General features: G+C 60.4%; 12 protein-coding genes. 7 read left to right on the top strand and 5 right to left on the bottom strand.

Annotation, left to right across the window (positions count from 1 at the left end):
- Positions 1-116: 116 nt before the first annotated feature.
- Complete coding sequence (locus tag D109_RS0111795) at positions 117-1,172, bottom strand: aldo/keto reductase (protein WP_017477065.1); 1,056 nt, start codon at positions 1,170-1,172, stop codon at positions 117-119.
- Positions 1,173-1,356: 184 nt separating this feature from the next.
- Between D109_RS0111795 and D109_RS0111790 the strand changes: the two genes are divergently transcribed.
- From D109_RS0111790 to D109_RS0111775, 4 genes are all read left to right on the top strand, one after another.
- A complete protein-coding gene (locus tag D109_RS0111790; protein WP_026077906.1) occupies positions 1,357-2,073 on the top strand; it encodes a YafY family protein in 717 nt (238 codons plus the stop codon).
- Between the two features lie 52 nt (positions 2,074-2,125).
- Positions 2,126-2,467, top strand: a complete 342-nt coding sequence (locus D109_RS0111785; RefSeq protein ID WP_017477063.1) for a nuclear transport factor 2 family protein — start codon at positions 2,126-2,128, stop codon at positions 2,465-2,467.
- 22 nt (positions 2,468-2,489) lie between these two features.
- Positions 2,490-3,623 (top strand): cell division protein ZapE, encoded by a 1,134-nt coding sequence (gene zapE / locus D109_RS0111780; protein WP_017477062.1) that lies wholly within the window; start codon positions 2,490-2,492, stop codon positions 3,621-3,623.
- Between the two features lie 91 nt (positions 3,624-3,714).
- Entirely contained in the window at positions 3,715-4,206 is a 492-nt protein-coding gene (locus D109_RS0111775) for a GNAT family N-acetyltransferase (RefSeq protein WP_017477061.1), read from the top strand.
- Between the two features lie 98 nt (positions 4,207-4,304).
- Here the strand turns inward: D109_RS0111775 and D109_RS0111770 are convergent, their stop codons facing one another.
- The 4 genes from D109_RS0111770 to D109_RS1000000134575 form a co-directional block, all read right to left on the bottom strand.
- Entirely contained in the window at positions 4,305-4,520 is a 216-nt protein-coding gene (locus tag D109_RS0111770) for a hypothetical protein (RefSeq protein WP_017477060.1), read from the bottom strand.
- A 151-nt stretch (positions 4,521-4,671) separates the two neighbouring features.
- On the bottom strand, positions 4,672-6,921 hold the full coding sequence (locus D109_RS0111765; protein ID WP_017477059.1) for a TonB-dependent siderophore receptor: 2,250 nt from the start codon (positions 6,919-6,921) through the stop codon (positions 4,672-4,674).
- A 156-nt stretch (positions 6,922-7,077) separates the two neighbouring features.
- On the bottom strand, positions 7,078-8,820 hold the full coding sequence (locus tag D109_RS0111760) for a phosphoethanolamine transferase CptA (protein ID WP_017477058.1): 1,743 nt from the start codon (positions 8,818-8,820) through the stop codon (positions 7,078-7,080).
- A gap of 156 nt (positions 8,821-8,976) precedes the next feature.
- Entirely contained in the window at positions 8,977-9,138 is a 162-nt protein-coding gene (locus tag D109_RS1000000134575) for a DUF6026 family protein (protein WP_017477057.1), read from the bottom strand.
- A 259-nt stretch (positions 9,139-9,397) separates the two neighbouring features.
- Between D109_RS1000000134575 and gnd the strand changes: the two genes are divergently transcribed.
- The 3 genes from gnd to D109_RS0111740 are packed head-to-tail and all read left to right on the top strand — an operon-like array spanning position 9,398 to position 12,746.
- Positions 9,398-10,405: a phosphogluconate dehydrogenase (NAD(+)-dependent, decarboxylating) gene (gene gnd / locus D109_RS0111750; RefSeq protein ID WP_256219491.1), complete on the top strand. Its 1,008-nt coding sequence runs from the start codon at positions 9,398-9,400 to the stop codon at positions 10,403-10,405.
- Positions 10,402-11,925: a glucose-6-phosphate dehydrogenase gene (gene zwf, locus D109_RS0111745; protein WP_017477055.1), complete on the top strand. Its 1,524-nt coding sequence runs from the start codon at positions 10,402-10,404 to the stop codon at positions 11,923-11,925. Before gnd ends, zwf begins: the two co-directional genes overlap by 4 nt.
- A complete protein-coding gene (locus D109_RS0111740) occupies positions 11,922-12,746 on the top strand; it encodes a Cof-type HAD-IIB family hydrolase (RefSeq protein WP_017477054.1) in 825 nt (274 codons plus the stop codon). Before zwf ends, D109_RS0111740 begins: the two co-directional genes overlap by 4 nt.
- Positions 12,747-12,848 lie beyond the last annotated feature (102 nt).

Below are 12,848 nucleotides of genomic sequence, written 5' to 3'. Positions count from 1 at the left end.
TGAGCAGTGCCTATGTGGCGAGGGAGCTTGCTCCCGCTGGGCTGCGTAGCGGCCCCAAAATCTTGGGAGCGCTGCGCACTGGAGCGCCAGCCTGGTCCAGCGGGAGCAAGTTGGCCTTAGACAACCGGCGGCCAGCGCAGGTCTTGAGCATCTTCGTCGGTGTAGCGTGGGAAACGCTCGGCGATCATCTCGTGGGGCACCCCCAGCGGTATCGCGCTGGCAGCGTCCAGACGGGCCACTTGCTCAGCCGAGAGTTGCACCGTCAGCGCGCCCAGGGTGCCATCCAGCTGTTCGCGGGTGCGCGGGCCCAGAATCGGAATCAGCGCGGTGGTGGAGCGACGGGCTTTTTCCCGCAGCCAGGCGATGGCGATGTGCGTCGGCGTGGCGTCCAGTTCACCGGCGACGGCCAGCAAGGTGTCGAGCACTGCCGTTTCCCGGGCACTTTTTTCCGCGTGAACCAGAATCCCCAGCTTGCTGGCGCGGGTATCGTCCTGGTTGTTGCGGTACTTGCCGGTGAGAAAACCACCCCCCAGCGGTGACCACAATGTGGCGGCCAGACCCAGGGCTTCGGCCATGGGCAGCAACTCACGGTCGGCGGTGCGTTCGGCCAGGCTGTACTCGGTCTGGATCGCTACCAGTGGCGCAAAGCCGCGCACTTCGGCGAGCAGGTCGGCGCGGGCAATGCGCCAGGCAGGGAAGTTGGACAGCCCGGCATAGTGGATCTTGCCAGCACGCACCAGGTCATCAAACCCCCGCAGGATCTCTTCCATCGGCGTGACGTTGTCGCTGATATGCGCCCAGAACAGGTCGATGTGATCGGTGTTCAGGCGTTTAAGGCTTTCTTCGACGGCGCGCACCATGTTCTTGCGGTTATTGCCGAGCTTGAGGGTGCCTTCGTCCTGAGGCTGGGTGCGCAAGGTGTACTTGCTGGCGATCACCAGGCGGTCGCGTTCTGACGCAATGAACTCGCCGAGCAGCACTTCCGATTGGCCGAACTGGTAGCCGTTGGCGGTATCGAGGAAATTACCACCGGCCTCAAGGTAGCCGTCGTAAATCCGCTTGGATTCTTCGCGCTCGGCGCCGTGGCCCCAGCCTGTACCAAAGTTGGCGGTACCCAGGGCCAGCTCTGAAACCCGCAGGCCGCTGCGACGGCCAAAGACTTTATTGCGCATACGAGAACTCCTGACGCTGTGATTTTATTTAAATGTTTTGCAACATCTATTTAATATGATGTGAGTCATATTTCTCGTCAAGCGGCTTTTTTTACCGTTGAAGGGAAGGGCGTCTGCTCCTGACACTTTCTGACAGAGGCCTCTGCTAAGCTGCGCCACCTTCCTTTTTTCGAGCGTGATCAACGTGTCGCGTACCAGTCGTCTGCTGACCTTGTTGCAAGTCCTGCGGGGCAAGAAACGCCCGGTGACGGCCGCCGTGCTGGCGGCGGAACTGGAGATATCCGAACGCACGCTGTACCGCGATATCGCCGAGCTGACGGCGTTGGGCGCGCCGATCTATGGCGAGGCGGGCGTGGGCTATGTGCTGCGTGCGGGCCTGTTCCTGCCGCCGCTGATGCTCAATGCCGACGAGACCGAAGCCATCGTGCTGGGCTTGCGGTATGTCGACCAGCGCGGTGATGACGTACTGAGCCAGGCGGCGGCCAATGCCCTGGCGAAGATTGCTGATGTACTCGACCCGGCGGCTCAGGAAGCGTTGCGCAATCCCACCTTGCTGCCGGGCCCGCCAGGGTTCGGCTACCCGGAAAATCGCGTGCCGTTGAATGTGTTCCGCGAGGCCATTCGCGGCCAGGCCAAGCTGCACATCGATTACGCCGATGCCAGCCAGACCGCCAGCCAGCGCCTGATCTGGCCCCTGGCCCTGGGCTTTCTGAATGAAGTGCGGGTGATCGTCGCGTGGTGCGAATTGCGTGGGGCCTATCGCACCTTCCGTACCGACCGCGTGGCCGCCGCCAGCCTTCACGGCGAGCGTTATCCGGGGCGGCGCAGCGACTGGCTGCGGGGCTGGCGCAAGCTGATGGAGCAGAACGAATCCGGGCCGTTCACTCCTGACAAGAACTGACACAACGCTGCTTTAGCATGGCTCCATAAATCACTAACAAGGAGCTGTCACCATGTCCCAACCCACCCCTGAACTGGCCCCGGCGATTGCGGCCTACATTGCCGCTGCGAATGCCGGCGACGCATCCTTGGTCGCCGATTGTTTTGCCGAAGATGCCAACGTGTTCGACGAAGGCGAGCATCAGGTCGGTACCGCCGCCATTGCGCGCTGGATGGAAGACACCGGGCGCCGTTACCAGCCCAAGGTCCAGGTGCTGAATGTGCAGCACCGCACGGGCAAGGTGCTGGTCAGCAACCTGATCACCGGCAGCTTTCCCGGCAGCCCACTGGAGCTGCGCTATACCTTCCGCCTCAACGAGCAGGGCAAGATTGCCCGATTGGATATTTCCCTGTAGCGGTCATGGCATACTGCCGGGCATGACTTTTGACTCGCCACTCGCCGCCTACCAGCACGCCATCACCGAACAGGGTTTCGTCCCCGACGACGCCCAGCGTGAGGCGGTGCAAGCCCTGCAAGACTGCCATCAAGCCCTGCATCACGGGCATGGGCCTATCACCGGGGTGTACCTGTGGGGCCCGGTCGGCCGGGGTAAGACCTGGCTGATGGACCAGTTCTACCAAAGCCTGCGAGTGCCGGCGCGGCGCCAGCATTTTCATCACTTCATGGGCTGGGTGCACCAGCGCTCGTTCCAACTGACGGGCACCCACGACCCCTTGCAGGCCCTGGCCCGTGAACTGAGCCGGGAAGTGCGGGTGCTGTGTTTTGATGAGTTGTTCGTCAATGACATCGGTGACGCCATCATCCTCGGTCGGCTGTTCCAGGTGATGTTCGAGGAAGGCGTGGTGATGGTCTGCACGTCCAACCAGCCACCGGACCAACTGTACGCAGATGGCTTCAATCGCGATCGTTTCCTGCCGGGAATCGAGGCCATCAAGCGGCATATGCGAGTGGTGGCGGTGGACGGCGGGGAAGATCATCGCCTGCATCCAGGCGCCGCGCTGCAACGTTATTGGGTCGATCAGCCTGAGGCGTTGGCCGAGGTGTTTCGCCAGTTGAGCCATGGGCAGGCGGTGAGCCGCGCGCCGGTTGCGGTGGGCTACCGCACCATCGTGGCGGTGCAGTCCAGTGAGACGGTGCTGTGGTGTCGCTATGCCGATCTGTGCGAGCAGCCGTTGGCCGCGATGGATTTCATGCTGCTGTGTGATCGGTTCAAGGCCATTTTGCTCGGCGAAGTGCCGAATCTAAGTGCACAAAAGCGTCCGGGACGAATCGCCCGTGGCACCGAAGATGCGGCCGAACGGGTGGATGCCGGTGACCGGGAGCTGCCGGAACTGTCGGTGCATGACGACAGCGTGCGGCGGTTCATCGCCCTGGTGGACGAGTGCTACGACCGCAAGGTGCCGCTGTATATCGAGGCCAAGGTACCCCTGGAAAGCCTCTATACCGAGGGTTACCTGGAGTTTCCATTTCGTCGCACCCTGAGCCGCCTGCAAGAGATGCAACTGGCGCGGTTTGGCGAGGCTGGCGCGCTTTCACGCGGGCAAATGTAGTTAATCTCCTTCATCTAATGCCTGCTCCATGCTTACAATCGAGCCCTTCTATGGGGACCGAGTCTCTGTTGCACCGTTAACGAGGAAGGAAATGGACACCGCAGACATCCTGGTGCTGCAAGCCAGCTACACCAATCCGGTACACGCCGAGGCCATTGGCCTGGTGCTCAATCATTACGCCGAAGACCCCATGGGCGGTGGCCAAAGTTTGCCGGCCGACCGTTTGCAGCAACTGCCGGCGGAGTTGGCCAAGCGTGCCCATGCATTCAGCGTGCTGGCCTTTGTCGGCGGCACGCCGGCGGGTCTGGTGAACTGCTTTGAAGGGTTTTCCACCTTTGCTTGCCGTCCGCTGGTTAACGTGCACGACGTGGTGGTGATGGACAAATTCCGCGGCTTGGGCTTGAGCCAGAAGATGCTGCAAAAGGTCGAGGAAATTGCTCGTCAGCGCGGCTGCTGCAAGATCACCCTCGAGGTGCTTGAGGGCAATGGCGTGGCGCAGTCGGCTTATCGAAAGTTCGGTTTCGACGATGCGGTATTTGATACCGAGCATGGCCGCATGTTGTTTTGGAGCAAACCGCTTTAATTAATGTTTATTTAATTAAAGGCAAAAAAGGCGCCAGCAAGTGGCGCCAAGTTGACCTTAGCTATCAGAGCGGAATAGCACAGGGTATTACGGATAAATCAGGTGTTAGGGGTCGTGGTAGTTTGATCGGCAGTGGCAGGTTTTGCAGTCTTGCCGTCAGCCATTGCTGTTTGCTGGGCCGCACCGTGGGTCTGTTCCTGAACGAAGGCGAAGTTGTTGTAGAACGCCTTCGAACGCTCTGAACCGCCTTCTGCAAAGGCTGCTACGGAGGTCATGGTCATCAGGCCGGCAAGGATAACAGTCGAAATTTTCATGGCAGTGTCTCATTAAGTGTGTTGGGTTCCGCGCGTTGTGATCAGCGGCGGGATGGGGAGACTGTGGGCCAATGATATTAAGTAAGGGTTAACCTCACGCTGACCGAAAGTTAACGATTTCGTTAACTTCCCATCTTTCGCAGCGATGAATTCAGAGCGTCCAGTCCAGTGCAAGGCTGATGGAGCGCGGGTCTCCCCAATACACGCCGTTATAAAAGCCGACACGTTCGTAATATTTTTTATCAAATAGGTTGTTGATATTAAGTGACGCCGACAAGTGGTCATCGAACTCATAGCGGGACATCAGGTTGACCACGGTATAGGCCTGCTGAGTGATTCGGGTCTGCTCCCTGATCAACGTTCCACTGGAGTCCCTGCCCACGGGGCGATAAGCAATATCGTAGAAATCACTCTGCCAATTCACCGCGCCACCCACTGTCAGCGCGTGCCATTCGCCGGGCAGGCGATAGGCCGTGGACACCCTCAGCAAGTTCAGCGGCAGGTGGGTGTTATTGCGCTGCTTGTCGCCGTTCAGGGAGTGGGTGTAGGTGTAGCCGGCGGTGAGGTTCCAGTCGGGGCGCACCTCTCCGGAAGCCTCTATCTCGAAGCCCTGCACTTTGTTGCCTTTGCCGCCGGACGCGAAGAACTGCTCGCCGGTGTCTGGGTCCGGTGGCGTCGAACTGTCCAGTTCCGCGACGTTGTCCTGCTTGCTCCAGAAATACGCGGCTGCCAGGTTCAGGCGTTCTTCCAGCAGGCTGCCCTTGATGCCCACTTCATAGTTGCTGCCCACCACCGGCTCCAGGTATTGCTTGCCGGCGTCACGCTGCTCTTGCGGGTTGAAGATATCGGTGTAGCTGGCGTAGACGGTGTACTGCGGGGTCAAGTCGTAGAGGAGGCCGACGTAGGGCGTCCACATGTCGTTGTGGGTCTGGCTGGATTTTGAGGTGCCGAGAAACTGGTCGGTGTCCTCATGGTAGTTGTACGTGGTGCTCTCGATCTCCCAGCTGCCATAACGACTGCCCAATACGGCATGCAGACGGTCAGTCAGGCTCAGGCGGGTGGCCAGGTAGCCGGCCTTTTGCCGGGTGCTGCCTTGTTCGCCTTTGAGGCCGGTATTGGCGTCGGGGAATTTGCCGATCCCGCCCATGTGTTTCCAGTCGTCGATGCTGGTGTAATTCTTCGGCACCGGACCGTCGCGCAGGTGTGGCGAAGAATCGCGCTGTTCGGACTCGCCGTAACCCACCATCAATTCGTGCTCACGACCCAGCAGGGAATAGGAGCCAGCCAGGTTCAAGTCCACCACGTCCATGTTCGACGTGCCGAGCATGTGACTGGTCCAGGCTGTCATACCGCTGCGGTCGGCATTGGGGAAGCCTGAGCCGCCGTAGTACACCTTGCCGTCCGTGTCGCTTTCGCGGTGGGTGTACGCCGCCTTAAGGTGCCAGTCGCCGGCCAGTCGGTGGTCGAGAGTGGCGAACGTGGTTTCATCTTTCAGCGGCCAGGAACTCCAATGAGCCGCGATGTTGGCGGAGCGGGGCAGCTTGGCTTTGCTGCCGTCGCTGTTCCAGTAGGGCAAGGTGCCCCACGCGGTGCCCTGCACGTGCTTGTTCTGATAATCAAAGCCCACCGCCAGCACCGTGTCCTCGGTGAGGTCGCCTTCAAGGATGCCGTAGCCGACTTCCCGTTGCAGCGCATAGTTGTCGCGATAGGACTGGCTGTCGCGGTAGGCAAGCACCGTGCGACCCCGCAGGCGCCCATCAAACGCCAAGGGGCCGCCGACGTCCAGGTAGCTGTAGTAATTGTCATGGGAGCCGCCACTGATGCCCGTCTTTGCCTGCCACTGGGCGGTCGGGCGTTTGCGCACCATGTTGACCGTGGCCGACGGATCACCGGCGCCGGTGGTCAGGCCGGTGGCGCCGCGTACCACTTCGACCCGGTCGTAGATGATGGTGTCGGCGTCAGACTTCATGCGGCCGAAGGTGTTGAGCATGCCGTCAATCTGGAAATTGGTGATGCCGTAGCCGCGGGAGGAGTAGCCCACCCGGTCGGAGTCCAGGTGTTGCACCACCACGCCGGTGGTCTGGCGCATCACTTCGGTCAGGGTGTTGAGGTTGAAGTCGTCCATCTGTTGGCGGGAGATCACCGAGACCGACTGCGGCGTTTCCTTGATGGACAGGTTCAACTTGGTGGCGGTGCTCATTGAGCCTGTGGTGTAGGCACCGGTGTGTTCGGTGTTGGCGCCAAGGCTGTCGGCGGTGATGCGGGTGCTGCCCAGTTCCAGGGCTTTGGTCGGCGCTTGCGATTCCTGGTCGGGGTCGTTTTCGGCCAGCAGGTCCGGGCTCAGCATCACGCTGAAGAGGCCCAGGGTCAAGGTCATGGAACGGGTAATAGGCGCGAACATCGCGGCGAACTCCTTGTCGTCTATGAAAAATGCCATTGGCTCAAAGACGAAAGGAGGCGGGGAACTTTAGCGCTAAACGAGAATAATTATTATCTTTGCGCTGGCGGCCAAGTCGGGTTTCACCGCATTGCGCGGATGAAACCCGGGGGATTCAAGCTACTTGAGGACCACGTTGGCGGCGTCGTTTTGCTTGGGCTTGATCAGGCTGAAATCAATCAGCGGTTTTTGCTGGCGTGCATAGGGATCGCCAATCAGCCGCGGCCGAGGCTTGAAGCTGTCGCTGACCAGGCTCTTGCTGTGGTCCAGTTCATCGAAGCTCAACCCTGCCATGTCGGCCCAGGTATGGATCAGCTGCGAGCTGGTGTAGGGCCGCTGCAAGTCACCGGCAAAACTCCAGTCATGGCTTTCACGCCACTTGGGCGATGCGTAGGCCATGAACGGAATGGTGTACATCGGCGCCGTCGGCTTGCCTTCGTTACGGCCCAGGGTGGTGTGGCCGGCGGAGTCGAACACGTCTTCACCGTGGTCGGACAGGTACAGCAGGAAGCCGTTGGGGTCAGTCTTGGCGTAGTCCTTGATCAGGCTCGACACTACGAAATCGTTGTACAGCACTGCATTGTCGTAGCTGTTGTAGGTCGGCAACTGCGCGTCGCTGATCGCCTCGGGCACGCCTTGGCGGTCGGTGAACTTGTCGAAGGTCGGCGGGTAGCGGTACTGGTAGCTCATGTGGGTGCCCAGCAGGTGCACCACGATGAATTTGCGCTCGGCGGTGTCGGACATCGCCTTGGCAAACGGCTCCAGCACGTCGCCGTCGTACTGGCGCGCATTCTGGTTACGGTTGTTGTTCAGGTACACCTGCTCGTCGGCCTGTTCGGAAAAGGTCGTGAGCATGGTGTTGCGCTTGGTCATGGTCTGCTGGTTGGTGATCCAGAAGGTCTTGTAGCCGGCCTGCTTCATCACGCTGACGATGGACGGGGTCTTGAGGTACAGGTCCGGGTTTTCTTCGTCGGCGAAGGTCAGCACCTGTTGCAGTGCTTCGATGGTGTACGGGCGCGGGGTGATGACGTTGTCGAACACCGCGAGTTGGTCCCGTAGCTTGTCCAGCTCCGGTGTGGTGTTGCGCGGGTAGCCATACAGGCTCATGCGCTGGCGGTTGGTGGACTCGCCGATCACCAGCACCAGGGTCGACGGCTGGCCGGCCATGCTGTCTTTGAGGTTGGTCAGGGGCGGGATCTTGCTGGCGCTGGTCAGCATGCCTTGCATGTTATCCAGTTGTTCGGTGTAGCGGCGGTAGGCGACGATCATCTGCCATGGCACTGCCGGCTCGATGCGGGTTTCAAAGCGATCGATGGCCAGTTCCATGGTCTCGCTCTTGGCGATCTGCTTGACCAGGGGGTAACCGACGATGGCAATCACGATTGCGGCAGCCGCCAGCATGGCCTGGCCACGTGGCAGGTAAACCGGGCGTACGCGGGTCCACAGGAAAATCGCCATGGCGGTGTGGGCAATGAACGCCAGCACGATCCACCAGGCAAAGTATTGGGTGGCGTACTCGCCCGCTTCAGAGATGTTCGACTCGAACATGATGAAGATGACGCTTTGGGAGAATTCCTGCTGGTAGATGAAGAAATAACCCAGGCTGGCCATGGAGCAGGCCCACAGCACCACGCCAATCAAGCCTGCCACCAGGCGCGCGCGACGCGGGAACAACAGCATCGGCGCCAGCCACAGGGCGCTCATGAAAAATGCCTGGCGGAAACCGCTGAAGCCGGAGGTGCCGGTCAGTTGGATCAGCAGTTGGGTAATGCCCGAGAAATACCAGAAGAACAGGAACATCCAGCCGAGGCCGGCCCAATCAAAACCTTTCGCAGACGTAGTGCTGCGTTTGAACATCGCCATCCAGCGCTCCAACCCGAGAATTTTTCAGTGTCAGCGCGCAGGGATGCACGCCAACAGAGGGCCTGCGCACGTGGCGCGGCCCGATTCGGCGGGAGTATCGGGATGAGGATGTGAAAACTTCGTGAGTTATTCCTGAACGGTTCGTTCAGCTTAGGTTCAGCAAACGGCGGGCTGGGTGCCGGACGCCTGATTGAGCTGGCCCTGCAAGTGCGAGCGCAGACGCATGACTTCCTGCTGCAGTTGATCGCGCTCGTCTTTTAACTGGCGCAATTCATCGCGGCGAAGGGTGACATAGAGGGTCTGGGGCGGACGGGTCATGTGTGCAGTGCGCATTGCTTACCTCGCAAATAGCCGGTGTATCGCGGTGCCAGAGCGCTTGATTCGAGGCCCTCGGCAACAGTCGGGGCAATTCTGAATTCTTTTTTAAGTGAATGGAACTTTTTTATTTTTGATGGTCGTTGTGACTTTTAACCCACTGAAGGCTAAAGGATGGCCACTTTTTGTCATGAAACTATGCCAATCCGCTCTGGACTAACCCTCATTAGCCTCATTGCGCTATAAACTGTGACACACATTTATTCGTAGTAAGGAGCATCAGCACATGCAACTGGGGATTATTGGACTAGGCCGCATGGGTGGCAACATTGCGCGGCGCCTGATGCTCAATGGGCATACCACCGTGGTTTACGACCGCAATGAAGCATTCGTAAAAGGTCTGGCGGGCGAGGGCGCCACGGGCGTTGCCGACCTGGCGGGCCTGGTGGCCGGGTTGCAAAAGCCTCGGGCGATCTGGGTGATGCTGCCGGCAGGCGACCCGACCGAAAACACCATTGAAGAATTGAGCCATCTGTTGGAAGACGGTGATGTGATCATCGACGGTGGCAACACCTTCTATAAGGATGACATCCGCCGGGCCAAGGCCCTGTCGGAAAAAGGCCTGCACTACGTCGACGTCGGCACCTCCGGCGGTGTCTGGGGCCTGGAGCGCGGCTACTGCATGATGATCGGCGGCGACGCCGAGACCGTTAAGCTGCTGGACCCGATTTTCGAAAGCCTGGCGCCGGGCCTGGGTACCATCCCGCGCACCAAGGACCGTTCTGCTGCCGCTGACAGCCGTGCCGAGCGCGGCTATATCCACGCGGGCCCCGCCGGTTCCGGGCACTTCGTCAAGATGATCCACAACGGCATCGAGTACGGGATGATGCAGGCCTTCGCCGAAGGGTTCGACATCCTCAAGACCAAGAACTCGGAAAACCTGCCGCAAGACCAGCGCTTCGACCTGAATGTCGCCGACATCGCCGAAGTCTGGCGTCGTGGCAGCGTGGTGTCGTCCTGGCTGCTGGACCTGACTGCCGACGCCCTGGCCACCGATCCCAAGCTCGACGGTTATTCCGGCTCGGTCGCCGACAGTGGTGAAGGCCGCTGGACCATCGAAGCCGCCATGGAGCAATCGGTACCGGTTCCGGTGCTGTCGAACTCGCTGTTCGCGCGCTTCCGCTCCCGCCAGCAAAGTACTTATGGCGACAAAATGCTTTCTGCCATGCGCTTCGGCTTTGGCGGCCATGTGGAGACGCCCAAAAAATGACCGCCAACGGCAAGAAACCCAAGGCCGAACCCGCTCCGCCCACCACCCTGTTTCTGTTTGGTGCCCATGGTGACCTGGTCAAGCGCCTGCTGATGCCGGCGCTGTACAACCTCAGTCGTGATGGACTGCTGGGTAACGGCTTGCGCATCGTGGGCGTTGATCACAACGCCATCAGCGACGCCGATTTCGCCAAGAAACTCGAGGACTTCATTCGCACCGAGGCCGCGAGCAAGGTCAAGGGCAATGGCGAGGACGCCCTGGACCCGCAACTGTGGGCCCAGTTGGCCAAGGGCATCAGCTACGTCGAGGGTGACTTCCTCGACGACAGCACCTACGCCGACATAGGCAAGAAGATCGCTGACAGTGGCACTGGCAACGCGGTGTTCTACCTGGCGACTGCGCCGCGTTTCTTCGCCGAAGTGGTGCAGCGCCTCGGCGCTGCCGGCTTGCTCGAAGAAACCCCGGAGGCGTTCCGCCGGGTGGTGATCGAAAAGCCTTTCGGCTCCGACCTCGCCACCGCCGAAGCGCTGAACGCCTGCCTGCTCAAGGTGATGAGCGAGAAGCAGATCTATCGCATCGACCATTACCTGGGCAAGGAAACCGTCCAGAACATCCTGATCAGCCGTTTTTCCAACGTGCTGTTCGAGGCGTTCTGGAACAACCATTACATCGACCACGTGCAAATCACTGCCGCCGAGACCGTCGGCGTGGAAACCCGTGGCAGCTTCTTCGAACACACCGGCACGTTGCGGGACATGGTGCCCAATCACCTGTTCCAGTTGCTCGCGATGGTCGCCATGGAGCCGCCGGCCGCCTTTGGCGCCGATGCGGTGCGGGGCGAGAAGGCCAAGGTGATCGGAGCCATACGGCCCTGGTCGCTGGAAGATGCACGGGCCAACTCGGTGCGCGGCCAGTACACCGCCGGTGAAGTCGCCGGCAAGCAACTGCCGGGTTACCGCGAAGAGGCCAACGTTGCGCCCGACAGCAGCACCGAGACTTTCGTCGCCCTCAAGGTGATGATCGACAACTGGCGCTGGGTGGGTGTGCCGTTTTACCTGCGCACCGGCAAGCGCATGAGCATCCGCGACACTGAGATCATCATCTGCTTCAAGCCGGCGCCTTACGCGCAGTTCCGTGATACCGAGGTCGATGAACTCAAGCCGACGTACCTGAAGATCCAGATCCAGCCGAACGAAGGTATGTGGTTCGACCTGCTGGCGAAAAAGCCCGGGCCGACCCTGGATATGGCCAACGTGGAACTGGGGTTTGCCTACAAGGACTTCTTCGAAATGCAGCCGTCGACGGGGTACGAAACCCTGATCTACGACTGCATGACCGGCGACCAGACTTTGTTTCAGCGCGCCGACAACATCGAAAACGGCTGGCGTGCGGTGCAGCCTTTCCTCGATGCGTGGAAGCAGGATGACGGCATCCAGGCCTACAAGGCAGGTGAGGATGGCCCGGCGGCAGCCGATGCATTGCTGGCCCGCGATGGCCGTACCTGGCACAGCCTCGGATGAGCGACTTGCCGAGTCAACCCATCCGCTTTGTGTTGAGTGATATGGATGGCACGTTGCTGCATCCGGATCACAGCCTCAGCCAGCGCACCATTGATACGGTTCGCGCCTTGCGCGCGGCCGGGGTGTTTTTCAGCCTGGCCAGCGGGCGACCGCCCAAGGCCATGCGTCAGCAGGTCGAAGCGCTGGGCGTCGATGTGCCCATCGCCGGCTTTAATGGCGGCACGCTGGTCAATCCCGACGGCAGTATTCTGGTGGCGCATCACTTGCCGGCAGAAGCGGCGCTGGTGGCATTGGCTTTATTTACGCCGCAGCCGGACGTAGAAGTCTGGCTGTTTGCCGACGGCGACTGGCTGCGGCGCGATCCTGGCGGGCCGATGGCGGTTCGCGAGGAACATGGCCTGGGCTATCCAGCCATCGTCGTGGAGAGCTTCGAGCCGTTTCTGGATCGGGTCGACAAGATTGTGGCGGCCAGTACCAATACCCAACTGCTGGTGGAACTCGAGGCGCAGTTGCAGCCGAGAGTCGAAGGGCTGGCGCAAGTGTCCCGCTCGCAACCGGTGTTCCTGGATGTGACCGCGATGAAGGCCAACAAGGGCGAAGCCTTGAAGACCCTCGCGGCGCACCTCGGTGTGCCGCTGGAACAGACGGCGGCCATCGGCGATGGCGGCAACGACCCGGCGATGTTTCACGTGGCGGGGTTGTCGATCGCCATGGGCCAGGCCGAAGAAGTGGTCAAGCGCCAAGCCAGCGTCGTAACCGGCAGTAATGTCGATGACGGTGCAGCGGAAGCCATAGAGCGGTTTATTCTCTCGGCCGATTGATTGGCAACCCCACTAATAAGTAGTCAGCTATGCAAAGTTTCAACTTGCATAGCTGACTCTCTACTCGTGTTATTACGGGTCAATATACTGCGCAGTCCAGCG

It is taken from the genome of Pseudomonas sp. PAMC 26793 (assembly GCF_000313235.1).
GTDB lineage: Bacteria > Pseudomonadota > Gammaproteobacteria > Pseudomonadales > Pseudomonadaceae > Aquipseudomonas > Aquipseudomonas yamanorum.
Note: the sequence above shows the minus strand (reverse complement) of the source record. Positions and strands in the feature narration are given on the sequence as shown.